This window comes from Rhodococcus sp. TAF43, from assembly GCF_052113525.1.
Lineage (GTDB): Bacteria > Actinomycetota > Actinomycetes > Mycobacteriales > Mycobacteriaceae > Prescottella.
On the sequence record NZ_JBFRDL010000023.1, the window covers coordinates 84634 to 110018 of the forward strand.

A 25385-nucleotide genomic window follows, 5' to 3' on the forward strand; every position below is an offset into this window, starting at 1 on the left:
GGCGGGCAACATTGCGGGCGCCTTCGGGTGCTGCCCGGTTCACCGCGCCGGGTAGACCGCCACCTCGGTCGCCTTGACGGCGAACCACACGTCGTCGCCGGGGGCCAGGTCGAGTTCGGCGACGGCGGTGGCCGTGACGTCGGCGACCAGACCGGCCGAACCGTCGACGTGATCGTCGGTGCGGACACGAATCGCGTGCCCCCGTCCCTCGATCTCCGCGATCCGTACCCGGAAGATGTTGCGGGGGCTGCCTTCCGGATGCTCGCGGTGGACTGCGACAGAGGTGGGGGAGAACACCGCAACGGCATGCTCCCCGTCGCCGCACCCGTCCTCGCCGATGCCACTCACCGCCCCCGCGGCGGTGTCCAGGACGCCGTCGCGAATCTTGCCCGACAGCAGGTTGATCCCGGCGATCCGGGCCGCGAAGGCGCTGCGCGGCCGGGTGAGTACCCGGTCCACGGATCCCTGCTCGACGATGCGCCCGCCGTCGAGAACGACGGCCCGGTCGGCAAGCGAAAGCGCGTCCAGCACATCGTGAGTCACGAGGATAGCGGTCCGGTCCCCGGTGCGCAGAACCCGGCGCAGCAGGGCCCGCAGCGCCGGCGCGGCGGCGACGTCCAGTGCCGCCATCGGCTCGTCGAGCAGCAGCACCTGCGGGTCGGCGGCGAGCGCCCGCGCCACCGCGACCCGCTGTGCCTGACCGCCGGACAGTTGCCGCGGCCGCCGCGCCGCGAGGGCCGCCGCGTCCACCTCGTCGAGCCACCGCTGCGCCGAGGCATACGACTCGCGCCGCCCCAACCCCGCGCTGCGCGGGGCGAATGCGACGTTCTCTCGGACCGTGAGGTGCGGGAACAGCAGCGCCTCCTGGGCCAGCAACGCCACCGATCGCTGGTGCGGCTGCACCGCAACATTTTTCGCGACATCGGTGAGCACCCGGTCGCCGAGTTCGACACGGCCGGAGTCGGGTCGCAGCAGCCCGGCCACCACGTCCAGCAGCGTCGACTTGCCGGCCCCGTTGGGGCCGAGCACCGCGAGCACCTCGCCCGGAGCGACGTCGAGCTCGACGTCGAACCCGCGGGCATCGACCCGGGCCCGCACGCTCAACCCGTTCACAGCGCACCGGCCGCGCGACGCGTGCGGGCCCCGAGGACGATGGCGACGGCCACCACCACCAGCACCAACGACAGCGCGACCGCGGCCTCCGGATCGGTCTCCCGCTGCAGGTAGATCTCCAGCGGCAACGTCCTGGTGACGCCCTGCAGGCTCCCGGCGAAGGTCAGTGTCGCGCCGAATTCGCCGAGGGCGCGCGCGAAGGCCAGCACCGCGCCCGAGATCAGTCCGGGCAGCACCAGCGGCAGGGTGACCCGGCGCAGCACCGTCGTGGGTGGAGCGCCGAGCGTGGCTGCCACCGCCTCGTAGCGCCGCCCGGCGGTGCGCAGCGCGCCCTCGAGACTGATCACCAGGAACGGCAGCGCGACGAACGTCTGCGCCAACACGACCGCGGTGGTGGAGAACGCGATCTGGATGCCCGCCACCTCGAGGTGCTGCCCGATCAATCCGCGTCGGCCGAACGTGTAGAGCAGCGCGAGGCCGCCGACGACGGGCGGCAGCACCAGCGGGAGCAGCACCAGCGCCCGCAGCGCCGCGAGCCCGGGAAACGAGCAGCGGGCCGACACCATCGCCATCGGCACCCCCAGCAGCACACACAGCAGCGTGCTGATCGAGGCCGTCTTCAGACTCAGAACCAAAGCGTCCAAGGAGGATTCGGAGGTGACGAGCTCCCAGAAGTTGGGCCAGTCGACCCCGACGAGCATCGCGACCAGCGGCAGCACCACCAGCAGCGCGCCGACGGCCGCGGGAACGTAGATCCAGACCGGCAGACCGGCCGGAACCCGTACCCGCGGCCGCACGGTCACGGGGCGCCGAACCCGGCCTCGGACAGGACCGCACGGCCCTCCGGCCCGGTGACGTACCCGGTGAATTCGCTCGCCACCTCCGGGTTCCCGGAATCCTTCAGCACCACGATCGGGTAGGTGTTGACGACCTTCGTCGCCTCCGGGAACGGGATCTCCGTGACCTTGTCACCTGCGGCGGCCGCGTCGGTGACGTACACCAGCCCGGCATCGGCCTGACCGGTGACGACCTTGCCGAGCACGTCGGTGACCGACGATTCCTCGCTGACGGGAGTGAGGCGGATCCCGGTGGCGTCCTCGATCTTCTGGGTCGCCGTGCCGCACGGCACCTGCGGCGCGCAGACCACCACCTTCACGTCCGGGCGGGCCAGGTCCGCGAACGACGCGATGTTCACCGGATTACCGGGCGGCACAACGATGGTCAGAATATTGGTCGCGAAGTTCACCGGCTCCGACGCCGTCAACCCCGCCTGGACCGCCTTCGTCATGTTCGCGGTGTCGGCCGACGCGAAGACGTCGCCCGGGGCGCCCTGATCGAGCTGAGCCACCAGGTCGGACGATCCGGCGAAGTTGAACACGACCCGGGTGCCGGGATGCTGCTCCTCGAAACGCTGCCCCAGTTCGGTGAACGTCGACTTCAGCGACGCTGCCGCGAACACCGTGATCGAGTCTCCGCCCTCGGTTCCCGCGTCGGTGGCGCCGCTGCACCCGGCAACGGCCGTCGTCAGCACCACGGCGACCGCGACCACCGCACCCCGCATCCACCTCACGACGGGACCCCCGGCGTCTCGACGATCACGGTGGTCGCCTTCACGACGGCCACCGCGATGCTGCCCGGTTCGAGCTTCAGCTCGCGGACGGCCTCGGCACTCATCAGCGAGACGACGGAGAACGGCCCGCACTGCATCTCCACCTGGGCCATCACCCCGTCGGCGACGACCCGGGTGACGAGACCGACGAACCGGTTGCGGGCCGAGCTGCCGACCCCGAGCGGGTTCTCGGGCGTGGGCGCCGCGTTGGCCCGCGCGTACTCGGCGAGCTGCTTTCCGTCGACCACCATGCGGCCGGAGTCGTCCTTGTGGGCGGCGAGGGTGCCGGCGTCGACCCACCGGCGGACGGTGTCGTCGCTGACGCCGAGCAACTGGGCCGCGTCGCGTATCCGGATGTCTGGCATTCCGGGAGTCTAGATCCGCAGACGCGGAAGATTCAATCGATTCGATCCGCGGATGCGTGCTTGCGACCTAGCTCTCCGGCTGCCGGTTCTCCGACTGCTCCGCCCACCACTTCAGCAGCTCGGCCTCGGCCTCGTCCCGATCGAGCGGTCCGCGGTCCAGGCGCAGCTCCTTGAGGAACTTCCACGCCTTACCCACCTGCGGGCCGGCCGGGATGCCGAGCAGTTCCATGATCGCGTTGCCGTCGAGGTCGGGGCGCACCCGCGCCAGATCCTCCTGCTCGGCGATCCGGGCGATCCGCTGCTCGAGGTCGTCGTACGTGGCCTGCAGCGCCGCGGCCCGACGCTTGTTGCGGGTGGTGCAGTCGGCGCGCACCAGCTTGTGCAGCCGCGGCAGCAGGTCACCGGCGTCGGTGACGTAGCGGCGCACCGCCGAATCCGTCCACTGCCCCTTGCCGTAGCCGTGGAAGCGCAGGTGCAGGAACACCAACTGGCCGACCTCGTCGACCATTTGTTTGGAGTACTTCAGCGCCCGCATCCGCTTGCGGACCAGCTTGGCGCCCACCACCTCGTGGTGGTGGAAGCTGACGCCGCCGCCGGGCTCGTTGCGCTTGGTGTCCGGCTTGCCGATGTCGTGGAGCAGCGCCGCCCAGCGCAGAACCAGGTCCGGGTTGCCGTCCTCGAGGTCGATCGCCTGCTTGAGCACCGTCAGCGAATGCCAGTACACGTCCTTGTGCTGGTGGTGCTCGTCGATCTCGAGCTTCATCTGCGGCACCTCGGGCAGCACGTGATCGGCCAGGCCGGTCTCGCACATCACGTTGATGCCGTCGATCGGGTATTCGCCGAGGATCAGCTTGTCGAGCTCGGTGTGCACCCGCTCGGCGGTGATCCGGTCGATCTGCCCGGCCATGTCGACGATCGCCTGGTGYACCCGCGGCGCGAGCGTGAAACCGAGTTGCGAGACGAATCGGCACGCGCGCAGCATCCGCAGCGGATCGTCGTTGAAGGAGATCTCCGGCGCCGCGGGAGTGTCCAGGACGCCGGCGAGCAGCGCATCCATGCCCCCGAGCGGATCCACGAACTCGAACGTGCCCTCCGCATCGATCCGCACGGCCATCGCGTTGACCGTGAAGTCGCGTCGGACCAGGTCCTCCTCGAGCGTCGTGCCGTACTGCACCTCGGGGTTCCGCGTGACGCCGTCGTAGGTGTCGGTGCGGTAGGTGGTGATCTCGATCTGGTCGTTGCCCTTGGCCGCGCTGATCGTCCCGAACGCGATGCCGGTGTCCCACTGGTTGTCGGCCCAGCCGCGCAGGATCGCCTGCACCTGCTCGGGGTGCGCGTCGGTGGTGAGGTCCAGGTCCGTGCCGAGACGGCCCAGGACCGCGTCGCGCACACTGCCACCCACCAGGTACAACTCGTGACCCGCGTCGGCGAACCGGGCCCCGAGCGGGGTCAGCACGTCCGACAGGGCGCTCAGGGTCTCGTGCGCACCGCGCAGCAGTCGGGCACGCCGGTCCGCGTCGGGGGTAGGGGCATTCACGTGAGCAAACCTTACCGAGGTCGACAAATAGCCGGACGTGCATCAGTGACCCTGCACGCACGCTGGCGTGGGAGTCAGGCCGAACGGGCTCTGTCAACTACGATCGATGAGGTGTCCGCCGCCGAACGTGCCAACCGTAACCGCCGCTCCTCGCGGCGTCGCGGCGCGGGCGCGGATTCCGCGACTCCGCACATGCGGACCGTCCGCGAAACCTCCGCCGGGGGACTGGTCGTCGACGGCCTCGGCGGCCCCGAGGACAAACTGTGCGCGGCCCTCATCGGGCGGACCGACCGGCGTGGCCGGCTGCTGTGGTCGCTGCCGAAGGGACACATCGAACAGGGCGAGACCGCCGAACAGACCGCGATGCGAGAGGTCGCCGAGGAGACCGGTATCCGCGGATCCGTCGTCGCATCCCTCGGCAGCATCGACTACTGGTTCGTCACCGAGGGCCGCCGCGTCCACAAGACCGTGCACCACTACCTCATGCGATCGCTCGGCGGTGAGCTGTCCGACGCCGACATCGAAGTCACCGAGGTGGCCTGGGTGCCGCTGTCGGAACTGGACTCCCGCCTCGCCTACGCCGACGAACGCAAGCTCGCCGAGATCGCCGGTCAGCTCATCGCCGAGATGGAACCCTCGCGCGTCAGGGGGACCGACGCGGAATGACAGTGGCATCGCGTCCGGCATGGCGACGATCCGGTGCCAGAGTTCTCACGGCGCTGACGCTCGTCCTGATGATGATCGGCGCCGTCGTGGGCGCCGGGGCCGCGGCCGCCCAACCCACGACGCAGACCCAGCCCGAGTCGACGACCGGGGCGCCGGTGACGAAGTCGCGCGCACAACCGAAGTTCCTCGAACTGCACATCGACGACGTCACCCCGACCGCGGTGACCACCACGACCGACCCGGTGGTGACCGTCCGGGGAACCGTCGCGAACATCGGCGACCGGCCGGTCACCGACGTCGGTGTCCGGCTGCAGCGGGCACCCGCGGTGGGCTCGAGCGAGGAACTGCGCACCTCCCTGGACCTCGATCAGGGCGAGTTCGACGTCGTCGGACCGTTCGTGGAGGTGGCTTCCAGCCTCGAGGAGGGTGAACGCAAGCAGTTCACGCTGGCGCTGCCGCTGCGCTCGATCTCCGGGTGGTCGCTCGACATCACCGAACCCGGCGTCTACCCGCTCCTGGTCAACGTCAACGGAACCCCCGCGTACGGCGGGCAGGCCCGCCTCGACGACGCCCGGTTCCTGCTGCCCGTGCTGGGACTGCCCCGAGCAACGGGGACCGCCGACAGCGCGCCGCAGGGCACCGACTCCGGATCGGTGACCGCGCCCGTCCCGCCCGACACGTCCGACCCGCTCGCGGTCACGATGCTGTGGCCGCTCGCCGACCAGCCGCGACTGGCGGCCGGGATCCCGGGCTCCGTGAACGACAAGGTCCGGCTGGTCGACGACGTCCTCGCGGGCTCCCTGTCCCAGGGCGGACGGCTCGAGCAACTGCTCGCCGCCGCCGAGTTCGCCACCGGGCCCGACGTCGACAAGGACAAACGGCTGACCGACAGCGTGTGCCTGGCGGTCGACCCGGACCTGCTGATCACCGTGAGCAACATGTCCGGCGGGTACCTCGTGGTGGACGACCCGGCGAATCCGTCCGGACCCGCGCACGAGGGCGCCGGACGCGACGCCGCGGCCGCGTGGCTCGATCGCCTGGAATCGCTCGCTCACAGCATGTGCGTGACCGCCGTGCCGTTCGCGCAGGTGGACCTCGCGGCGCTGAGCCGGGTCGACGACCCGTCACTCACCGCGAGCGCACTGCAGTCGCCGTCCGACATCGTCGACTCGATCCTCGGGGTCACGTCGCTGCGCAACGTCACCTGGCCGGACTCCGGCGTCCTCGACGACTCGTCGGCGCAGATGCTGCACAGCCGCGGGCCGACCACGACGCTGCTGGCCGCCAACGCGGTGGAGTCCACCCAGTCGTCGGGCAAGACGGTGACGATCGCCGGTGGGGGAGCGGACGCCGTGACCGCCGCGCTGTTCGACGTGTCCGCGGCCGCGGCGCTGGCGGCGGTCGGGTCCAGCCCGCAGACGCCGTCGTACGTGCCCGAGCGGGCGCGCTACAACCTGGACCGGGACTCGCGCACGGCCCGCCTGCAGGATGCGCTGGGCGCGGTGACCTGGTCGTCGCTGCAGAGCCCCGGCACCGCGAGCCGAACGGTCGACCGTTCGATGCTGATCGCGCCGCCGCAGCTGTGGTCCGCCGACGGCGACGAGGCCGCGGCCGTGCTGTCGACGGTGTCGACGCTGCTCCGTACCGGACTGGCGACGCCCCGGCCGCTCGCGAAACTCGCCGAGCAGCGGCCCGCGACACCCGAGATCGCCTCGCTGGCCTACCCCCAGCGCGCGATCGTCGACGGCACCCCCGAATCCGTCGAACGGGGAGTGGGCGCGCAGGCGCCGCGCATCGACGAACTGATGCGGACCCTGGTCGATGATCCGCAGGTCCCGCTGACGCCGACCCGGTTCATGGCGCCGCTGCGCGAGGATCTGGTCCGGGCGATGAGCCTGTCCGGCCGACGCGACCAGAACACCGCGACCACGACCGCCGCCGACGAGGCCGCCCACGTCCGGGTGAGCAACGTGGCGACCGCGATCGACGCCATGTACGCCGCGGTCACGGTCCTCGCGCCGGGCGGGGTGTACTCGCTGGCCTCCGAGCAGAGCCCCCTGTTGCTGGTGGCCCGCAACGACCTCCCCGTCGCGATCAACGTGAAACTGCGCGTCGACGCCCCCGACGAGATGCACGTCACCGACATCGGACCGCAGCAACTACCCCCGCGCGGCAGCCGATCGTTGCAGGTACCCGCGGAGGTCTCCGACTCCCGGACCATGGTGGTCGATTTCTCACTGACCACCGAAAGCGGCCAGAACCTGGGCGAACAGACTTCCGTCACGGTGCGGTCGAACGCGTACGGTCAAGCATTGGCGATAATTACCGCGTGTGCTGGTGCACTCCTGCTGTTCCTCGCCGGGCGACGCCTCTGGCACCGGTTCCGGGGCCAGCCGGATCGAGCCGACGAAGGGYATGAACGTCCATGACCGAGAACTCTCGCGACGAGGGCTATCGGTCGTCGGCGCGGCCGGCGCCGTGGGAACGGGGTCCCCAGCCGACCCAGCAGAACCGTGACCAGCAGGGACAGCCCCCGAGCGATCAGCGACCCGGGCCCCCGCAGGGACCGCGACCGATGCCGCCGGGCGGTCAGCAACCGCCGGCTCGGGGCGGGCAGCAACCGGTGCCCCCGCAGGGACCGCGCCCACCGATGCGTCCGCGCCCCGACCAGCCGGGCGCACCCCGCCAGCCGCAGGGCGCTCCGCGGCCGATGCCGCCGCGTCCGGTACCCCCGAACGGTCAGCGTCCCGTGCCCCCGCAGGGACCGCGGCCGATGCCCCCGAGCGGTCAGCGACCCGGGACACCGGGCGGTCAGCGACCCGTTCAGGGCGGCCCACGGCCCACACCTCAGCGCGGTCCCGGTCCGATGCCCCCGAGCGGGCAGCGACCGATGCCCCCGAGCGATCAGCGACCCATGTCACCGAGCGATCAGCGACCCATGTCACCGGGCGGTCAGCGACCCGTTCAGGGCGGCCCGCGCCCGGTGCCGCAGCAGGTCGGCCCGCCGCGGCCGATGGCCGCACGTCCGGCCGAGGCTCCGGCTCCGGCTCCGAAGACCGAGACTCAGACCCAGGCCGCGACCCCCGACGAACCGCAGAAGAAGAGCCTGCTCGCCGCGACGGGATCGATCGCGTTCGCGACGCTGATCAGTCGCGGTACCGGCTTCCTCAAGCAGTTGCTGCTGCTGACCGCGCTCGGCCCGGCCGTGGCCAGTGCGTTCACCGTCGCCAGCCAGATCCCGAACATGATCTCCGAACTGGTCCTCGGCGCGGTCCTCACCGCGATCGTCGTCCCGGTCCTGGTGCGCGCGGAGCGGGAGGACCCCGATCAGGGTGCCGCGTTCGTCCGAAGACTCTTCACGGCGGCGCTCGCGCTGCTGGGCACGGCGGCGCTGTTCGCGACGGCGGCCGCGCCGATCCTCACCACCTACGTCTTCCTGCCGGAGGACGGTGAGGTCAACACCGAGCTCACGACGGCACTGTGTTTCCTGCTGCTGCCGGCGATCCTGTTCTACGGCATGTCCGCCCTGCTCACGGCGATCCTCAACACCCGGCAGGTGTTCAAACCCGGCGCGTGGGCGCCGGTGCTGAACAACGTCGTGGTGCTCGGCATCCTGGCGGCGTACTGGCTGGTGCCCGGCGAGATCTCGCTCGACCCGGTGAGCATCAGCGACCCGCACGTCCTGATCCTGGGGCTCGGTGTGACCGCCGGTGTCGTGACGCAGGCGGTGAGCCTGGTGCCCGCGATCCGTCGGCAGGGCATCTCGCTGCGGCCGCTGTGGGGGATCGACGACCGGCTCAAGCAGTTCGGCGGCATGGCCGTCGCGATCGTTCTCTACGTGCTGATCAGTCAGCTCGGCATGATGTTCGCGACCCGCATCTCGGCGGCCGCCGACGAGGCCGGCCCCGCGATCTACACCAATGCCTGGCTGCTGCTGCAGCTGCCGTACGGCGTCCTCGGGGTCACGGTGCTCACCGCGATCATGCCGCGACTGAGCCGCAACGCGGCCGCCGAGGACACCCCCGCCGTCGTCGACGACCTGTCCGTCGCGACCCGGCTGACGATGATCGCGCTCATCCCGGTCGTCACGTTCTTCACGTTCGCCGGTCCGCAGATCGGGCATGCGCTGTACGGGTACGGCAACTTCGGCGCCGGCAACGCCGAGCGCCTCGGTGAGGCCGTCAGCTGGTCCGCGTTCACGCTCATCCCCTATTCGCTGGTGCTGATCCACCTACGCGTGTTCTATGCCCGCGAGCAGGCCTGGACGCCGACGTGGATCATCCTCGGCATCACCGGTGTGAAGATCGCGCTGTCGGCGCTCGCCCCGGTGCTGTCGTCCGACAGCCAGCACGTCGTGATCCTGCTCGGCGTCGCGAACGGACTCGCGTTCGTGGCCGGCGCGTTGATCGGCGGCTACCTACTGCACCGCAGCCTCGGCGACCTGCGGATGGCGAACGTCGGCAAGACGGTGTGGGTGGTGCTGCTCGCGTCCGCGGCGGGTGCGATCTCCATGTTCGCGGCGGACAAGCTGCTGGGCCTGGATCGGTTGTCGGAGTCGTTCGGCGGACCCGGCGCGATGATCCGCGTCGCGATCACCGGCGCCCTCATGCTCGTGGTGACGTTCATCCTGATGTGGCTCGCCAAGGTGCCGGAGATCATGGCGATCACCGTGGCCGTCACGCGGAGGATTCCGGGACTGCGCGGTCGAGCCACGGCGGAGGAGGCACCGGCGACGGTGGCCATCGGATCCTCGTACGAGCCTGATACCGAATTGATTCCGGTCATCCGCGACCTCCCGCGGGCGCTCGATAGACCTGACGGTCTCCCGTACCCTGGACGCAGCGAGGCATACGTCGGCGGGGACTACATTCCCGACGAGTTCATAGAAGGAGCACGTGTGAGCGACGACGACGGTGCCGACAAGCGAACCGGCACGTCCGACGACGTCACTGGCGTCGAGAACGGCAACACCAAGGTGGCAGACGCCGCAACCACTTCGACGAATCCCACGGACGAGCCGTCCGATGCGTCGCCCGCTCCGAGCAACTCGGACGAAAACGACTCTGCAGCAGAGAATTCCACCGCCTTCGATGATGCGGCCGCGAGCCGGGATCGCCGACGTCGTGGCGACCTGAACGTCGACACCGGTGTGTTCTCGATCGGTTCGCCGATGCCGCCGTTGCGCGTGGCCGGCGCCGCCCCGGAACCCCGTGCGCAGCTGCGCGGTCCGCAGCTGATGCCCGGGGCGTCGGTGGCCGGTGGCCGCTACCGCCTCCTCGCACCGCACGGCGGTGCCCGCGGACTCCAGTTCTGGCAGGCACTCGACATCAAGCTCGACCGCGAGGTCGCACTCACCTTCGTCGACGCCGATCAGCGCGCCGAGGGTCCGGCGGCCACCGGACCCGACGGGCCGCAGGCGATCCTGTCCCGGACGCTGCGACTGGGACGGATCAACTCGTCCGGGCTCGCGCGGGTGCTCGACGTGGTCCGCGGTAGTTCCGGCGGCATCGTCGTCGCCGAGTGGACGCCGGGCCGCTCGCTGAAGGAGATGGCGGACACCGATCCGTCGCCGATCGGTGCAGCTCGCGCAGTCCGGGCGCTCGCGGCGGCCGCGGAGGCGGCGCACCGTGGTGGCAGCGCCCTGTCCATCGACGATCCCGACCGGATCCGCATCAGCACCGCAGGCGATGCCGTTCTCGCCTTCCCCGGCACCCTGTCCGACGCCGACCCGGCCTCGGACGTGCGCGGGCTCGGCGCAATGCTGTACGCGCTCATCACCGCCCGCTGGCCGCTCGACGACGGCACCGAGTCGTCGGAAGGCATGCGCCCGGCCGACCGGGACCCGTCGGGTCGCCCCGTCGAGCCCCGCGCGATCCGGCCGGAGGTCCCGTTCGAGATCTCCGCCGTCGCGGTCCGGGCCCTCGGCGGCGACAGCGGCATCCGCGCGGCCGCGACGGTGCAGCACATCCTCGACCAGGCGACGGTCGTCGACCAGAAGACCGACCTCATGCCCGCGCTCCGGCTGGGCCAGCGGGCCCCCGGCAGCGACTCGCACGCACTGGCCGACCCGGAGGCGGTGGCGGCCGAGAAGCAGAAGTCCAACCGCACGCTCATCGCCCTGGTCTCGCTCGGCGCGCTCACCATCGTGGTCCTCGCACTGATCGGGTGGTGGCTCGCGAACCTGCTGGCGGGCGGCAACTCCGACGAACCGTTGACGAACCAGAACCTGGGTCTGACGACGACGGCAGAGGCGCCCGCGACGTCTGCGGAGTCCTCGGCGGCCGCCCCGCCGCCCGCGGCGACGCGTCCGGTCACGCCGGCGGGCGCCGCCGTGTTCTCGCCCCAGGGCACTCCCGACAGTGCCGCGAACGCCGGCCTGGCGATCGACGGCAACCCGGCGACGGCGTGGAGCACCGATGCGTACTTCCAGCCGTTCCCGGCGCTGAAGAACGGCGTGGGGCTCATGGTGACGCTCCCCGAGGCCGCGAACCTGTCCGCCATCCAGATCACCTCGACGAGCCCGGGGACGCAGGTGGAGATCCGCTCCGCACCGGCGCCGAACACCTCGCTCGACCAGACGCGTGTGATCGGCAACGGCACCCTCGAGGACGGCGTGACGGAGATCCCGCTGAAGACGGACGGCGCCACCAAGAACGTCATCGTGTGGATCACCGAACTCAGCACGAAGGGCGGCAAGAATCAGTCCGACGTGGCCGAGGTGTCCTTCACCGCCGCCCCCTGAGCCGGTCGCCGGCGGCGCCCCTACGACGCGTGACGGGCAATTGATCGGCTAACATCCGCCGGTGCGAATCTTCAGGGGGGTCGCCAAAGCTGATTTGTCGGATGCACAACTCTTGGCAGCGCACGCGTCGGGTGACGGGGGCGCGTTCGCGGAGCTGCTGAGCAGGCATTACGACCATCTTTGGCATGTTGCGAGGAGAACGAGCTACACCGTCGAGGACGCGGCCGACGCGCTACAGGACGCGTTGCTGTCCGCGCACCGTACGGCGGGGTCGTTTCGGGAGGATGCGGCCGTGCGCAGCTGGCTGCACACGATCGTGGTGAACGCGTGTCTGGACCGGATCCGGCGGAACCGTGTCCGTCCGACGGTGTCGCTGTCCGCCGACGAGACCGTCGATCCTCGCGACGAGCGTGACCACATCGCCGAGAGCGAGACGGCGATGCTCGTCGACCGGGCCCTGCTGCGGCTGTCGGCGGAGCAGCGCGCCGCGATCGTGGCCGTCGACATGGAGGGTTATTCGGTGGCCGAGGCCGCCGCGCGGCTCGGGGTCCCCGAGGGGACCGTCAAGAGTCGCTGCGCCCGCGCACGGGCCAAGCTGGCTGGACATTTGGAATACTTGCGAGATGTAGGGAACCGATCTTGATCTCCCGGCGTCTGAACTAATTGAAGGCACAATCGTGTCCCGGACATTGCGGGTTGGAGGTGGGATGACGGACCACGACGACGGAGAACCGCTCGGCCCCCCGTTCTCGACGGAGCTTCTCGCCGACCTGCATGCCGACGCCCTGACCGACGACGTGAGCGCCCGACTGTGGCCGCTGGTGCGCCAGGACCCGGACGCGCTCGCCGTTCTGGATTCGCTCGATGCCGTCACCGCCCGACTCGGCGAGGCCGGGCGCGATCACAGCGTCGAGACCCCCATTCCGCAGGACGTCGCCGCTCGCATCAATTCCGCTCTCGGACTGGATGATTCGCAGACTCCACGCAGCGTGACGGCGCTGTCCGACGCGCCGTCGCGCCGTCGGATGATCACGTGGATCACCGTGTCCGCCGCCTCGATGGCCGCGGCCGTCGCCGTCGTCTTCGCACTCACCAGCCTGGACGGCTCCGAATCCGCGCCACCGACCGTGATCGCGACGCCCAGCTCGACCGCAGCGGAGCCCGCACCGCCGTCCGCCGTCGATCTCGGCACGGACCTCGACGGCGACCAGGTGCTGGCCCTCATGCGCGAGTCGAGGTCCACGCGGACCGAGACGGGCATCGGGGAACTCGGGAACCCGGCCGTCCGGAGCGCGTGCCTGCAGGCCATCGGGATCGACCCGGCGCGTCCCGTGGTGGGCACCCGGGAAGTGTCGTACCGGGGGAGCGCCGCCGTGTTGATGCTGATCGCGGGCCCCCGTCCGCCCGCCCTGACGGCGGTGGTCGTCGGGTCCGGCTGCGGCGCCGGCGCACCGGATCTGCTCGCTCAGACCGAAATCGGCTGAGCCGCAATCAGTTGTCGTCGGCTTGGAGCTCCCGGTCGGCGACGGGTGTCAGCAGTTCCCGGATCCGCGCGCGCAGCTCGGGGGTGTCGTCGTCCTTCGCGATGAGGCTCGAGAAGAGGGCGGCACCGGCGGCCGCCACCAGCACGGCCTTGGCGTCGCGCAGATCCCGCGCCCGGTCCTCCTCGCTGGCGTCGTCGCTGCCGTGCGCGACGAACAGCGCCGTGGCCGGACCGCTGAACCCCTGCCACAGTGCGGCACGCATGTCCTCGTGGTCACGCAGCGCCGCCAGCAGTCCGGGCAACGCCTCCCGCACATCGGGCCGGGAGAACAGCTGCGCGCTGCCGGTGACGACCCAGTCGATCCAGCCCGCGCGGTCGGTCCCCTCGAACGGCTCGAGGTCCGGTGTCGCGCCCAGCAGGGCATCGAGCACGAGGTGCGCCTTCGACGCCCATCGCCGGGACAGGGCCGCCCGGCTGACGCCGGCGCGGGTGGCGATGGCGCGCAGGCTCAGTTGCTCCCAGCCCACCTCGAGGAGCATCTCGCGGGTCGCGGCGAGGACGTCGGTGTCGATCCGGGGGTCCCGGGGCCGCCCGGTGGGCGGTACGCCGGCAGTTGTCTGTGCACTCATCGCCTTGAATTGTCGGACACCGCGCCGTATCGCGCTATAGGCTCCATTTACGATCCCAGTGGCAACAGAATTGTGGGGCCGGAAGGATGCAGATGAGGATCGCGGTGACCGGCGGGACCGGCTACCTCGGCGCGCACACGACCCGCGCCCTGCTCGACGACGGACACCGCATCAGGCTGCTCGTGCACCCGAACGAGTCCGCCACCGAGATCGTCTCGCTCTTCGGTGACGCCGCCGACCGCGTCGAGGTGCGCTCGGGCGACATCCGGGACCCCGAGGTCGTCGCGGCGCTGCTGGACGGCTGCGACGCGGTGCTGCACGCGGCCGGCGTGGTCGGCACCGACAACAGCCGCGAGGCCCTGATGTGGGAGGTCAACACCGCGGCCACCGCGACCCTGCTCACCCGCGCGGCGCTGCTGGGGCTGGATCCGATCGTGCACGTCGCCAGCTACAGCGCGCTGTTCCCGTCGCCGGATCCGGTGATCGGCCCGGACAGCCCGACGGCGCCGGGCCGCAGCGCCTACGGCCGCACCAAGGCCGCGGCCGACCGCATCGCACGCGCGCTGCAGGACGCCGGCGCGCCGGTGGTCATCACGTATCCGTCGAGTGTCGTCGGACCGGGACTGGGCGGCATGCGCGGGGTGACGGCGACCGGGTGGGCACCGATGGTCGCGGCCGGCGCCGCACCGCGGCTGCGGGGCGGCATGCAGATGATCGACGTGCGCGACGTCGCGGCCGTGCACGCCGCGGCGATGCGGCCGGGCCGTGGTCCGCGCCGGTACATGTGCGGCGGCGAGCTGATCGGGTTCAACGAGCTCGTCGACATCCTCGAACGCGCGTCGGGCCACCGAATCCGACGGATTCCTATGGCGCCGAGCATGTTCCGCGGAGCCGGACGGGTCGCCGATCTGATCGGCACGGTACTGCCGGTGAGCGCCGGGTTCAGCTACGAGGCCGCGTGGCTGCTCACCGCGGCCACCCCCACCGACGACTCCCGGACGCTGTCGGAACTCGGATTGACCTGGCGCCCCGTGCGCGACGCCCTGACCGCATCGGTGACACCGTGAATTCGACGCCGCCCACGCCCACGGCCACGCCCGCATCGGCGATCTGGGAGCCGGCCCGGCTGGGCCCGCTGACGCTGCGCAACCGAATCATCAAGGCCGCCACCTTCGAAGGCGTCATGCCGCACGGCCGGGTCACCGCCGAGCTGATCGACTTCCACGCCGAGGTGGCGCGCGGGGGAGCGGCGATGACGACCGTCGCCTACTGCGCCGTCTCGCCGGGCGGACGCGTGCACAACAACACGCTCGTCCTCGACGGGAACACCGGACGGGACCTGCGGCAGCTCACCGACGCCGTGCACGCCGAGGGGTCGCTGGCCTGCGCCCAGATCGGGCACGCCGGCCTGGTCGCGAACCAGCGCGCGAACAAGTCCCGGACGCTGGCGCCGTCGACCCGGATCAGCGCTCCCGCAATGGGTTTGGTACGTGCCGCGACCCGCGACCAGCTCGAGCAGGTGGCCCGGGACTTCGAGAACGCGGCGCGAGTGGCCGTCGACGCCGGGTTCGACGCGCTCGAGGTCCACCTGGGCCACAACTATCTGCTGAGCAGCTTCCTGAGCCCCAACCTCAACAGGCGCACCGACGTGTACGGCGGCAGCGTCGTCGCGCGGTCCCGGTTTCCGCGCGAGGTGCTCGAACGGATCCGCACGGCGGTCGGCGGTTCCGTCGCGGTCACCGCCAAGTTCAACATGGCCGACGGTGTCCCCGGGGGACTGTGGCTGGACCAGAGCCTGCAGATCGCCCGGCTGATCGAGTCGGACGGCCACCTCGACGGGATGCAACTCACCGGCGGCAGCTCGCTGCTCAACGGCATGTACTACTTCCGCGGCGAGGTCCCGATGGCCGAATTCGTTGCCGCGCAACCGAAACTGGTGGGACTGGGACTCAAGGTCTACGGACCGCGGATCCTTCCGACCTACCCGTTCGAGGAGGCCTTCTTCCTGCCCCTCGCCCGGCAGTTCCGCGAGGCGCTGTCGATGCCGCTGATCCTGCTCGGCGGCATCAACGATCTCGACACCGTCCGCACCGCACTCCACGACGGCTTCGAGTTCGTCGCCATGGCACGCGCGCTGCTCCGCGATCCGTACCTGCCGGAGAAGTTCCGACGCGGGCGCGCGACCGAGGGACTGTGCATCCACTGCAACAAGTGCATGCCCACGATCTACACCGGGACGCGGTGCGTCGTGCGCGAGGCGCTGTGGGAGAACACCCGGGCCCGATAGCCGGGCGAGAGCAACGTCACCGAACTTACCGACAGCCCGTTGGTATATTTACCGACAGGCCGTCGGGAAGATTGGAGTTCCCGCGTCGGCTACATCGACAGATCACACCGACCAGGAGTTCACAGATGTTCCTCGCCCTGCGGGAGCTACGGTTCGCGCGATCCAGATTCGGCCTGATGGGCGGTGTCATCGCCCTCATCTCGGTGCTGATGGTGCTGCTGTCCGGGCTGTCCTCCGGCCTCGTCGAGGACGGCGTCTCGGGCCTGAAGGCCATGCCGGTCGACGGGTTCGCATTCAACGAAGGCACCAAGACCGACTCCGCGTTCTCGCGCAGCGTCGTCACCGACGAGCAGGTCGACGCGTGGCGCGCACAGCCCGGCGTCGCCGAGGCCCAGCCGTTCGGCAACATGCTCGTCAACGCCCACAACGACAAGGACGTGCCGGTCGATTTCGCGCTCTTCGGCGTCCCGGCCGACTCGTTCCTCGCCCCGTCCGCCGCTCGAGGCGCCGGACTGGGCGAGCCGAACGGCATCGTCATCAGCAAGAGCGCCCTCGACGCCGGCGTCGACCTCGGTGACACCATCACGATCGATCGTCGCGGCACCGAACTGAAGATCGTCGGCGTCACCGACGGCAAGCAGACGTTCGGCCATGTCGACGTCGCCTACCTGCCGATCGACACGTGGCGCGAGTTGCACTCCGGCGTCCGTCCCGGCGAGCCCGTGCCCGCGCAGGCGATGACCGAGTCCACCGCCGTCGCGTTGCAGGCACAGCCCGGCGCCACGCTCGACTACGCCGCGGGCGACGCGGCAGCGGCGACGTCCACCGTCGCGCTCGAGGATTCGTTCGCGTCGTCACCGGGCTTCAGCGCCGAAACCATGACCCTGGACCTCATCAAGGTGTTCCTCTACGCCATCTCCGCGCTCGTCGTCGGCGCGTTCTTCACGGTGTGGACGATCCAGCGCAAGCACGAGATCGCGGTGATGCGCGCGATGGGCGCCTCCACCGGATACCTGCTGCGCGACGGCCTGGCGCAGGCGTTCATCCTGCTGCTCGGCTCCGTCGCAGTGGGCGCGGCGGTCGGCTACGGCTTCGGCTCGCTGATCGGCGGGGGAGTGCCGTTCCTGCTCGAACCGGCGGCCGTCGCGGTCGCCGCGGCCGCGCTGACGGTCCTCGGACTGGTCGGCGCCGCGATCGCGATCATCCGCATCGCCTCGGTCAACCCGTTGAACGCGCTGGGAGGCCAGCGATGAGCGCCCGGCGAAGCAGCGCACAGGAGAACACCGTGAGCACGACCGAAACCGCAATCGAGACCGCCGCCCTCGACATCGTCGACGCCAATCTGCGTCTCGGTGACGGCGAGCAGACCGTGACCGCACTCGACAAGGTGAGCCTGACCGTCCGGCCGGGCGAGATGGTCGCCGTCGTCGGCCCGTCGGGCTCGGGCAAGTCGAGCCTCCTCGCGGTGGCGGGGGCGCTCACCACACCGGACTCGGGCACCGTCCACGTGGGCGGCCGCAACCTGCTCGACATGAAGCGCGCCGAGGCGGCGAAGTTCCGGCGGGCGCACATCGGGTTCGTGTTCCAGAGCGGCAACCTCATCCCGTCGCTCACCGCCGCCGACCAGTTGCGGCTGGTGTCGCATCTCGGCAACAGCAAGGGCCGCACGTTCCGCGACCCGATCGCGCTGCTCGAGCAGGTGGGTCTGGGTCACAAGGTCGACCGACGCCCCGACCAGCTCTCGGGCGGTGAACGTCAGCGCGTCGGCATCGCCCGCGCCCTGGTGTCGTCGCCGTCGCTGCTGCTGGTCGACGAGCCGACCGCCGCCCTCGACCGGGCCCGCAGCCACGAGATCGTGCAACTGCTGGCGCGTGAGACCCGGGAGTCGCGCGTAGGGACCGTCATGGTGACCCACGACTACGATGTTCTCGACTATTGCGACCGCGTGGTCGAGATGACGGACGGGCGACTCGAACCCCGGTAACCGAGACGAGTGCGAAGAGGAGGGCGCGTGCCGCGGATCAGTGCACCGACTGTCGGTGAGCATCGAGCCGCGCAACAGCGTGCCCTCCTCGACGCCGCTCGGGAGGTCCTCGCCGAAGGCGCCACGGAGATCCCCCCGTTCGGCGAGGTCGCGGCCCGCGCCGGACTCGCGCGCTCGAGCATGTACCAGTACTTCCGGTCCCGGCAGCACCTGCTCGAGGCGCTCATCGAGGACTCCTTTCCCCGGTGGTCGGCCCGGGTCACCGCCGAGATGTCCGACGCCGGCGGCCCCGATCAGCGGGTGCTGGCCTACGTCGACGCGAACCTGAAGCTGGTGGCCGAGGGGGAGCACGCCATCGCCACGGCGCTGGCGCAGATCGCACCGGGTCCCGAACTCGACGCCAAGAGCCGCGCGATGCACGCGGACCTCGTCACTCCGCTGTCCGACGCGCTCGCCGAACTCGGGGTGCCGGACGTGGCGGCGACGTCCGAACTCGTCAACGCCGTGCTGCACGCCGCGACCCGCCAGGTGGAGCGGGGCGAGGACGTCGATCATGTCCGACGCACCACCGCGGCCCTGATCCGCCCGTTCGTCACCGACCTCGCCGGCCGGCCGGAGTGACGGTGGGGGGAACTATGACTCGTTCCACACGTCCGGTTCCACGTGAAACGTTCGACAGCGCCGGTGCCGTGCGGCTCACGGACGCGGGGAACAACACCCATTAATCTGTTGTTGACCTGACCGACTCCGCGAGCTGCGCCGCCACCGGCGGAATCGCGCGAGCAGCAGTGAACCACCGCATCGCACGACTGCATCACAGGAACAGGAAAGGCCCGCATGACTACTCCGACCACGGTCCGTGACCTCATCATCGTCGGCTCCGGACCCGCCGGATACACGGCCGGCGTCTACGCCGCCCGTGCGGAGCTCGAGCCCCTGCTCTTCGAGGGCACCCAGTTCGGCGGCTCGCTGATGACCACCACCGAGGTGGAGAACTTCCCCGGCTTCCGCGAGGGCATCATGGGCCCGGACCTGATGGACGAGATGCGCGAGCAGGCCAAGCGCTTCGGTGCGGACATCCGCACCGAGGACGTCGAGGAACTCGAGCTCGACAGCCCGGTCAAGAAGATCGTCGTGGGCGGCGAGACGTACTACGCGCGCGCCGTCATCCTCGCGATGGGCGCCGCCGCCCGCTACCTGGGCATCCCCGGCGAGGAACGCCTCCTCGGCCGCGGCGTCAGCGCCTGCGCCACCTGCGACGGATTCTTCTTCCGCGACCAGGACATCGTCGTGGTCGGCGGCGGCGACTCCGCGATGGAGGAGGCCACCTTCCTCACCAAGTTCGCCCGCAGCGTCACCCTCGTGCACCGCCGCGAGGAGTTCCGCGCGTCCCGCATCATGCTCGAGCGCGCCAAGGCGAACGAGAAGATCCGCTTCGTCACAGGCGCCGAGCCGGTCGAGGTCCTCGGCGAGAACAGCGTCACCGGCCTGGTCGTGCGCGACACCGTCACCGGCGAGCAGTCCACGCTCGATGTCACCGGCATGTTCGTCGCGATCGGTCACGACCCGCGCAGCGAGCTCGTCAAGGGCCAGGTGCAGCTCGACGACGCCGGCTACGTCAAGGTGCAGTCGCCGACCACCGCGACCTCGACCGAGGGCGTCTTCGCCGCCGGCGACCTGGTGGACCACACCTACCGTCAGGCGATCACCGCCGCCGGTACCGGCTGCGCCGCCGCGATCGACGCCGAGCGCTGGCTGGCCGACCAGGGTGACATCACCGGCAACACCCTCGCCGCCGCGGGCGAGCCCGTCGCCGTCGACGCCTGAGTCGGTCCCGCACCACCCGATCCGAGCACTGTCCCGATCCGCGCACTTCCAGGTCCCAGGAGGATCCCGTGTCGAACACCATCACGATCAACGACGACTCGTTCAAGCAGGAGGTTCTGGACTCCGACAAGCCCGTGCTCGTCGACTTCTGGGCCACCTGGTGCGGCCCGTGCAAGATGGTCGCCCCCGTGCTCGATGAGATCGCCGGTGAGCACGGCGACAAGCTCACCGTCGCCAAGCTCGACATCGACCAGAACCCGGGCGCGGCCCGCGACTTCCAGGTCATGTCGATCCCCACGATGATCCTGTTCCAGGGCGGCAAGCCCATCAAGACCATCGTCGGCGCCAAGGGCAAGGCGGCCCTCCTCAAGGATCTCGCCGACGTCCTCTGACCTGAATCCGTTCCGCTCCGCCCGGTAGGCACCGAATGTGTCACCGGACAGGCCACAGTGTGACCCGACTGGCGCTACAGCCTTGTCACACTGTGGCCTACTGGATTGCTGATATCCGGGGGCGGTCTGAGAGAATCGATCGACGTCCGCAACGAAAGGCCCGCGAGCATGCAGCTACTCCGTCACGGCGATCACGGCCCCGCCGTCGCCGAGATTCGGGGTACCTTGACCGGCCTGGGCTTCCTCCACAACGGGGTAGCGGAGACGCAGCGTGAGGCCGTCAACGGCTCGCACTGGGTGGCCCCGGACGCCGTGTTCGATCACCACCTCGATTCCGCCGTCAGAGCCTTCCAGCAGCAGCGTGGCCTGTTGGTCGACGGGATCGTCGGTCCCGCGACGTACCGCTCGCTCAAGGAGGCGTCGTACCGCCTCGGCGCCCGCACCCTCATCTATCAGCTGTCCGCGCCGCTGTACGGCGACGACGTCGCCGCCCTGCAGACCCGTCTGCAGGACCTCGGCTTCTACGTCGGGCGGGTGGACGGCTACTTCGGCCCGCAGACGCACGAGGCGCTCAGCTCGTTCCAGCGGGAGATCGGGATCGCCGCCGACGGCATCTGCGGCCCCGCGACCCTGCGGTCGCTGGAACTGCTCGGCACCCGGGTCTCCGGCGGTTCGCCGCACGCGATCAGCGAGGAGGAGCTGGTCCGCCGGTCCGGCCCGCAGCTCAGCGGCAAGCGGATCGTCATCGATCCCGGTCTGGGCGGCGCCGACACCGGTCTGATCGTCTCGACCCCGCACGGCCCGATGAGCGAGGCCGAGATCCTGTGGGATCTCGCGAGCCGGCTCGAAGGTCGCATGGCGGCGACCGGGATGGAGACGTTCCTGTCCCGCCCGCCGCACGCCAACCCCAGCGAGGCCGAACGCGCCGAGACGTCCAACGGCTTCGACGCCGACCTGATGATCGCGCTGCGGTGCGACAGCCACACCAGCCCGTCCGCGGGCGGCGTGGCCAGCTTCCACTTCGGCAACTCGCACGGCTCCACCTCGATGATCGGCCAGATCCTCACCGGCTTCATCCAGCGCGAGGTCGTGGCTCGAACACCTATGCAGGACTGCAGAACTCACGGACGCACCTGGGATCTGTTGCGGCTCACCAAGATGCCTACCGTTCAGGTCGACATCGGTTATCTCACAAATGATTCCGACGTTTCGGTGCTGACGAACCCGCGTTACCGCGACACCATCGCCGAGGCGATCCTCGTCGCCGTCAAGCGGCTGTACCTGCTCGGGCAGGACGACGCGCCGACCGGGACGTTCACGTTCGCCGAACTGCTCGCCGAGGAACTGTCCGGCGCGGAGCGGGCCCGGTAGCGGTTCCACGGCGCCACTCGGCGTTGCCGGAACCACCCGGAATGGGCCCTAGTGGGCGCCCACAACGCTTCGTTCGCCGATGTCGACCAGTGACAGGGCCGCGACCTCCAGGAGCCGCTCCAGGGCCGCCTCGACGTCCGCCTTCCACAGGTGGTCCCGATCGAGCTCGAGCCGCAACCGCGGGAACCGGTGATGGGGTGCGACCACCTCGAATCCGACGTCCGTCAGGAAGTCGGCGCTGATCATGCATTCCTGGGGCGAACACTCGCGGGCCGCGGTCGCGGTGGGGACGTCACTGGGGGAGGAGTCGGCGTCGGGTCGGATCCCGAAGGCTTCGAGCGCGCGGACACCGCGACGGACCAGATCGCCGACGGCTGCCTGGATGAGCGTCGACCCCAACTCGAACTCGTCACCGGTCGGTTCCAGCCGCATCGTGGTCAGCAGGATCGCGTCGGCGCTCACCGGCGAGGTGGGGAAAAGGTCGGCCCGGGGCACCATGTTCGGTGGGGCGTACAGGGCGCAGCCGGCCGGTTTGTCGTCGACGAGGGCGACCTGGCCGCACGAACCCCACTCGAGCATGACCATCGACAGCCATGCTTCCTTCTCGAACTCGGGGTCGTGGAAACCACTGAACTCTCGGGAGCTGCGAACCGTGGCGGGATCCATTTCCCAGAAGACGCATCGCCGCGCGTGCGAGGACAGCTTGTCGAGTCCGTCCAGTGTGAGTGACGTGACGCTAGTCGACACTGTGTAAGCCAGCCTCCATGCTCGCCCCTCCTCGACGGAACTATCCCCTCCAGAATAGGGGATAGTTCCGTCGGCGGCCCGGCGACGATGTCCGGCCCATGAATCAGCCTGTGGAGCAGACTCTTTCGGAGACCCGTGACCCCGCTCCGGGAACCCGTGACCATAACGTCACAGTGACGTTATGGTCACGGGTTCCCGGAGCCGGTGAAACGCGATCAGTTACCGCTCTGCTTCTCCATCATGCCCACGATGCGCTCCAGATCGTCGACCGAACCGAACTCGACGACGATCTTGCCCTTCCGCTTGCCGAGACTCACCGTGACGCGAGTGTCGAACGAACTCGACAGCCGCTCGGCGACGTCCTGCAGACCCGGCATCTGGATCGGCTTCCGCTTCACCGGTGGGGTAGGGGAGGGGCCCTCGCGATTCGCGAGCATGACCGCTTCCTCCGTTGCCCGCACCGACATGCCCTCGGCCACGATGCGGGCCGCGAGCACCTCCTGCGCATCCGCTCCCGCCTCGAGGGACAGCAGCGCACGGGCGTGGCCCGCGGACAGCACACCGGCCGCGACGCGGCGCTGCACCGGGATCGGGAGCTTGAGGAGTCGGATCATGTTCGTCACGACCGGACGCGAGCGTCCGATCCGTGCCGCCAACTCCTCGTGGGTGACCTCGAACTCCTCGAGCAACTGCTGATACGCGGCCGCCTCTTCGAGCGGGTTGAGCTGCACCCGATGGATGTTCTCCAGGAGGGCATCGCGCAGCAGCGTTTCGTCCGTGGTCTCGCGGACGATCGCGGGGATCGTCTCGAGGCCGGCGATCTGGCTCGCCCGCCAGCGGCGCTCGCCCATGACGAGCTGGTACTGCTCGGGGCCGATCCGCCGGACGACGATCGGCTGCATCAGTCCGAACTCGCGGATCGAGTGCACCAGTTCGTTCAGCGCCTCCTCGTCGAAGACGTGGCGGGGCTGCTTGGGGTTCGGCTCGATCAGGTGCGGCGGGATCTCGTGGTACACCGCACCGGCGGGGGAGAGTGGCTCCTCGTCGGTGCGGACCGCGGGTGCCGGAGTCGGGGCGGTCGCGACGACATCCGCGGCCTTCGCGGCCGCGGCCGGCTTCGCCGGGGTCTTGGCCGGGGCCTTCGCCGTGGCCTTCGCTGCGGTCTTCTTGGCGGCATTCGGCGCGGCCGCGGTGGCCCCCGACTCCGCTGCGTCCGCCGGGGGATCCACGGGATCCTTGGTGGCGACACCGGCGGCCGGCGCCGACGTCCCGATGATGACGTCCGCGGCCGCGTTCCCCAGTCCCGGTCCACCGTTGGCCGGTCCCGTCGGGATCAGCGCCGCCAGCCCGCGGCCGAGCCCGCCCTTACGTGTCTGCGCCATCTCTACTGCTCCTGCGTCGTGGTGGTCATCCCGCGTGCCGCGAGTTCTCGGCCGGCGTCGAGATAGCTCATCGCCCCCCTCGATCCGGGGTCGTAGTCGAGGACCGTCATCCCGTAACCGGGAGCCTCGGACACCTTCACACTGCGGGGGATGATCGCACGCAGCACCGCGTCGCCGAAGTGCTTGCGCACCTCCTCGGCCACCTGGTCGGCCAGCTTGGTGCGGGCGTCGTACATCGTCAGCAGCACGGTCGAGACGTGCAGTTCCGGATTGAGGTGCGCCTGGACCAGTTCGATGTTGCGGAGCAACTGCCCGACGCCCTCGAGCGCGTAGTACTCGCACTGGATCGGGATCAGCACCTCCTTCGCGGCGACCATCGCGTTGACCGTCAGCAGGCCCAGCGACGGCGGGCAGTCGATGAGGATGAAGTCGACGTCGATGTCGGCGAGCGCCTTCTCCGACAGCGCGTTCTTGAGGCGGTTCTCGCGCGCCACCATCGAGACGAGTTCGATCTCCGCGCCGGCCAGGTCGATCGTCGCGGGGATGCAGTAGAGGCGTTCGTTGTGGGGGCTCTGCTGGATCGCTTCCTTCGCGGTCACCTCACCGAGGAGCAGTTCGTAGCTCGACGGCGTCCCCGACGTGTGGGGGACACCCAGCGCGGTGCTCGCGTTGCCCTGCGGATCGAGATCGACGACGAGGACGGTGAGCCCCTGGATCGCCAGCGCCGACGCCAGATTCACCGTGGAGGTGGTCTTGCCGACGCCACCCTTCTGGTTGGCGATCGTGAACACCCGACGATGCGACGGCTTCGGCAGAGTCACCGAACCGGGATGGAGCACCTGACTCGCACGCTGCGCGGCGGCGCCGATCGGCGTGTCCGCGAGGGAGATACCGGCGTAGGGGGAGTGGGCGAGGCTCTGGTCTCGACTGCCGCCGGTCGATTCGGGCGGGGCCGCAGTTTCACGTGAAACCGTTTCCCGTGAAACGGCGGATTCAGGTCCAGCCGACATCTACTGCTCCTTCACTTGATGACCACTCATGACGCAATTCTCAACCCTCGAGCTCTCGAATGCCGGTAACTCAGCGGTGCCGGCGACCGTGTTGCGCGACTCGTTCCGCGCTCACCACGATCGTCGGCACCGGCAACACATCGACACCACACTCGACGACCTCCAGCTTGCCAGCACCCAACCGACCAAGGGAAGCGCGATCCCGGGAAATCTCCTCCGCCGCACTCGAACCCTTCAACGC

General features: G+C 70.0%; 22 protein-coding genes and 1 pseudogene. 13 read left to right on the forward strand and 10 right to left on the reverse strand.

The genetic code is table 11. The features are described from left to right. Positions 1 to 39: 39 nt before the first annotated feature. The 5 genes from AB4Z09_RS16065 to AB4Z09_RS16085 all read right to left on the reverse strand — a co-directional run bounded on the left by AB4Z09_RS16065 (position 40) and on the right by AB4Z09_RS16085 (position 4624). Positions 40 to 1113, reverse strand: coding sequence for a sulfate/molybdate ABC transporter ATP-binding protein (locus AB4Z09_RS16065; protein WP_442240163.1), 1074 nt, complete (start codon positions 1111 to 1113; stop codon positions 40 to 42). Further along, the gene (locus AB4Z09_RS16070; protein WP_442240164.1) at positions 1110 to 1916 is read right to left on the reverse strand and encodes an ABC transporter permease; all 807 of its coding nucleotides are present in this window, start codon (positions 1914 to 1916) and stop codon (positions 1110 to 1112) included. The genes AB4Z09_RS16065 and AB4Z09_RS16070 overlap by 4 nt, the downstream gene beginning before the upstream one ends. Beyond that, positions 1913 to 2674: a molybdate ABC transporter substrate-binding protein gene (gene modA / locus AB4Z09_RS16075; RefSeq protein WP_442240179.1), complete on the reverse strand. Its 762-nt coding sequence runs from the start codon at positions 2672 to 2674 to the stop codon at positions 1913 to 1915. The genes AB4Z09_RS16070 and modA overlap by 4 nt, the downstream gene beginning before the upstream one ends. 5 nt (positions 2675 to 2679) lie before the next feature. Then, on the reverse strand, positions 2680 to 3087 hold the full coding sequence (locus AB4Z09_RS16080) for a TOBE domain-containing protein (protein ID WP_114720232.1): 408 nt from the start codon (positions 3085 to 3087) through the stop codon (positions 2680 to 2682). A 67-nt stretch (positions 3088 to 3154) separates the two neighbouring features. Next, positions 3155 to 4624 (reverse strand): CCA tRNA nucleotidyltransferase, encoded by a 1470-nt coding sequence (locus AB4Z09_RS16085; protein ID WP_442240165.1) that lies wholly within the window; start codon positions 4622 to 4624, stop codon positions 3155 to 3157. Positions 4625 to 4735: 111 nt separating this feature from the next. Here AB4Z09_RS16085 and AB4Z09_RS16090 point away from each other — a divergent pair, with 111 nt between their 5' ends. The 5 genes from AB4Z09_RS16090 to AB4Z09_RS16110 all read left to right on the forward strand — a co-directional run bounded on the left by AB4Z09_RS16090 (position 4736) and on the right by AB4Z09_RS16110 (position 13516). Further along, positions 4736 to 5290 carry an NUDIX hydrolase gene (locus AB4Z09_RS16090; RefSeq protein ID WP_114720236.1) on the forward strand — a complete coding sequence of 185 codons (555 nt, stop codon included), beginning with the start codon at positions 4736 to 4738 and terminating at the stop codon, positions 5288 to 5290. After that, positions 5287 to 7719: a DUF6049 family protein gene (locus tag AB4Z09_RS16095; RefSeq protein WP_442240166.1), complete on the forward strand. Its 2433-nt coding sequence runs from the start codon at positions 5287 to 5289 to the stop codon at positions 7717 to 7719. Before AB4Z09_RS16090 ends, AB4Z09_RS16095 begins: the two co-directional genes overlap by 4 nt. 584 nt (positions 7720 to 8303) lie before the next feature. After that, complete coding sequence (locus tag AB4Z09_RS16100; protein WP_442240180.1) at positions 8304 to 12032, forward strand: lipid II flippase MurJ; 3729 nt, start codon at positions 8304 to 8306, stop codon at positions 12030 to 12032. Positions 12033 to 12093: 61 nt separating this feature from the next. Further along, the gene (gene sigM, locus AB4Z09_RS16105) at positions 12094 to 12675 is read left to right on the forward strand and encodes an RNA polymerase sigma factor SigM (protein WP_114720242.1); all 582 of its coding nucleotides are present in this window, start codon (positions 12094 to 12096) and stop codon (positions 12673 to 12675) included. Between the two features lie 64 nt (positions 12676 to 12739). Continuing rightward, a complete protein-coding gene (locus tag AB4Z09_RS16110) occupies positions 12740 to 13516 on the forward strand; it encodes a hypothetical protein (protein WP_442240167.1) in 777 nt (258 codons plus the stop codon). 7 nt (positions 13517 to 13523) lie between these two features. Here AB4Z09_RS16110 and AB4Z09_RS16115 read toward each other — a convergent pair whose 3' ends face one another. Beyond that, complete coding sequence (locus tag AB4Z09_RS16115) at positions 13524 to 14144, reverse strand: TetR/AcrR family transcriptional regulator (RefSeq protein ID WP_114720246.1); 621 nt, start codon at positions 14142 to 14144, stop codon at positions 13524 to 13526. Between the two features lie 92 nt (positions 14145 to 14236). Between AB4Z09_RS16115 and AB4Z09_RS16120 the strand changes: the two genes are divergently transcribed. The 8 genes from AB4Z09_RS16120 to AB4Z09_RS16155 all read left to right on the forward strand — a co-directional run bounded on the left by AB4Z09_RS16120 (position 14237) and on the right by AB4Z09_RS16155 (position 22005). Beyond that, on the forward strand, positions 14237 to 15211 hold the full coding sequence (locus tag AB4Z09_RS16120) for an NAD-dependent epimerase/dehydratase family protein (protein WP_442240168.1): 975 nt from the start codon (positions 14237 to 14239) through the stop codon (positions 15209 to 15211). Beyond that, a complete protein-coding gene (locus AB4Z09_RS16125; RefSeq protein ID WP_442240169.1) occupies positions 15208 to 16431 on the forward strand; it encodes an NADH:flavin oxidoreductase in 1224 nt (407 codons plus the stop codon). Before AB4Z09_RS16120 ends, AB4Z09_RS16125 begins: the two co-directional genes overlap by 4 nt. A 125-nt stretch (positions 16432 to 16556) precedes the next feature. Beyond that, positions 16557 to 17684 (forward strand): ABC transporter permease, encoded by a 1128-nt coding sequence (locus AB4Z09_RS16130; RefSeq protein WP_442240170.1) that lies wholly within the window; start codon positions 16557 to 16559, stop codon positions 17682 to 17684. Between the two features lie 32 nt (positions 17685 to 17716). Continuing rightward, the gene (locus AB4Z09_RS16135; protein WP_397484504.1) at positions 17717 to 18415 is read left to right on the forward strand and encodes an ABC transporter ATP-binding protein; all 699 of its coding nucleotides are present in this window, start codon (positions 17717 to 17719) and stop codon (positions 18413 to 18415) included. A gap of 27 nt (positions 18416 to 18442) precedes the next feature. Next, positions 18443 to 19036, forward strand: a complete 594-nt coding sequence (locus tag AB4Z09_RS16140) for a TetR/AcrR family transcriptional regulator (RefSeq protein ID WP_174914246.1) — start codon at positions 18443 to 18445, stop codon at positions 19034 to 19036. Positions 19037 to 19252: 216 nt separating this feature from the next. Then, positions 19253 to 20242, forward strand: coding sequence for a thioredoxin-disulfide reductase (gene trxB, locus AB4Z09_RS16145; protein ID WP_442240171.1), 990 nt, complete (start codon positions 19253 to 19255; stop codon positions 20240 to 20242). A 68-nt stretch (positions 20243 to 20310) separates the two neighbouring features. After that, a complete protein-coding gene (trxA, locus tag AB4Z09_RS16150) occupies positions 20311 to 20634 on the forward strand; it encodes a thioredoxin (protein WP_442240172.1) in 324 nt (107 codons plus the stop codon). A 168-nt stretch (positions 20635 to 20802) separates the two neighbouring features. Beyond that, positions 20803 to 22005 (forward strand): N-acetylmuramoyl-L-alanine amidase, encoded by a 1203-nt coding sequence (locus AB4Z09_RS16155; protein ID WP_442240173.1) that lies wholly within the window; start codon positions 20803 to 20805, stop codon positions 22003 to 22005. Positions 22006 to 22053: 48 nt separating this feature from the next. Here AB4Z09_RS16155 and AB4Z09_RS16160 read toward each other — a convergent pair whose 3' ends face one another. The 4 genes and pseudogenes from AB4Z09_RS16160 to AB4Z09_RS16175 all read right to left on the reverse strand — a co-directional run. Continuing rightward, positions 22054 to 22752 carry a GNAT family N-acetyltransferase gene (locus AB4Z09_RS16160; RefSeq protein WP_442240174.1) on the reverse strand — a complete coding sequence of 233 codons (699 nt, stop codon included), beginning with the start codon at positions 22750 to 22752 and terminating at the stop codon, positions 22054 to 22056. Between the two features lie 215 nt (positions 22753 to 22967). Next, entirely contained in the window at positions 22968 to 24134 is a 1167-nt protein-coding gene (locus AB4Z09_RS16165; protein WP_442240175.1) for a ParB/RepB/Spo0J family partition protein, read from the reverse strand. 2 nt (positions 24135 to 24136) lie between these two features. After that, entirely contained in the window at positions 24137 to 25144 is a 1008-nt protein-coding gene (locus tag AB4Z09_RS16170) for a ParA family protein (RefSeq protein WP_174914254.1), read from the reverse strand. Between the two features lie 70 nt (positions 25145 to 25214). After that, positions 25215 to 25385 (reverse strand): annotated as a pseudogene (locus AB4Z09_RS16175) (16S rRNA (guanine(527)-N(7))-methyltransferase RsmG); the annotation flags it as partial.

What these genes read in the sequence shown, in the direction of transcription:
- AB4Z09_RS16155 (WP_442240173.1), top strand. Translation starts at nt 20,803, where the DNA reads ATGCAGCTACTCCGTCACGGCGATCACGGCCCCGCCGTCGCCGAGATT.
- AB4Z09_RS16080 (WP_114720232.1), bottom strand. Translation starts at nt 3,087, where the DNA reads ATGCCAGACATCCGGATACGCGACGCGGCCCAGTTGCTCGGCGTCAGC.
- AB4Z09_RS16130 (WP_442240170.1), top strand. Translation starts at nt 16,557, where the DNA reads ATGTTCCTCGCCCTGCGGGAGCTACGGTTCGCGCGATCCAGATTCGGC.
- AB4Z09_RS16100 (WP_442240180.1), top strand. Translation starts at nt 8,304, where the DNA reads ATGGCCGCACGTCCGGCCGAGGCTCCGGCTCCGGCTCCGAAGACCGAG.
- AB4Z09_RS16115 (WP_114720246.1), bottom strand. Translation starts at nt 14,144, where the DNA reads ATGAGTGCACAGACAACTGCCGGCGTACCGCCCACCGGGCGGCCCCGG.
- trxB (WP_442240171.1), top strand. Translation starts at nt 19,253, where the DNA reads ATGACTACTCCGACCACGGTCCGTGACCTCATCATCGTCGGCTCCGGA.
- AB4Z09_RS16170 (WP_174914254.1), bottom strand. Translation starts at nt 25,144, where the DNA reads ATGTCGGCTGGACCTGAATCCGCCGTTTCACGGGAAACGGTTTCACGT.
- modA (WP_442240179.1), bottom strand. Translation starts at nt 2,674, where the DNA reads ATGCGGGGTGCGGTGGTCGCGGTCGCCGTGGTGCTGACGACGGCCGTT.
- AB4Z09_RS16165 (WP_442240175.1), bottom strand. Translation starts at nt 24,134, where the DNA reads ATGGCGCAGACACGTAAGGGCGGGCTCGGCCGCGGGCTGGCGGCGCTG.
- AB4Z09_RS16120 (WP_442240168.1), top strand. Translation starts at nt 14,237, where the DNA reads ATGAGGATCGCGGTGACCGGCGGGACCGGCTACCTCGGCGCGCACACG.
- AB4Z09_RS16110 (WP_442240167.1), top strand. Translation starts at nt 12,740, where the DNA reads ATGACGGACCACGACGACGGAGAACCGCTCGGCCCCCCGTTCTCGACG.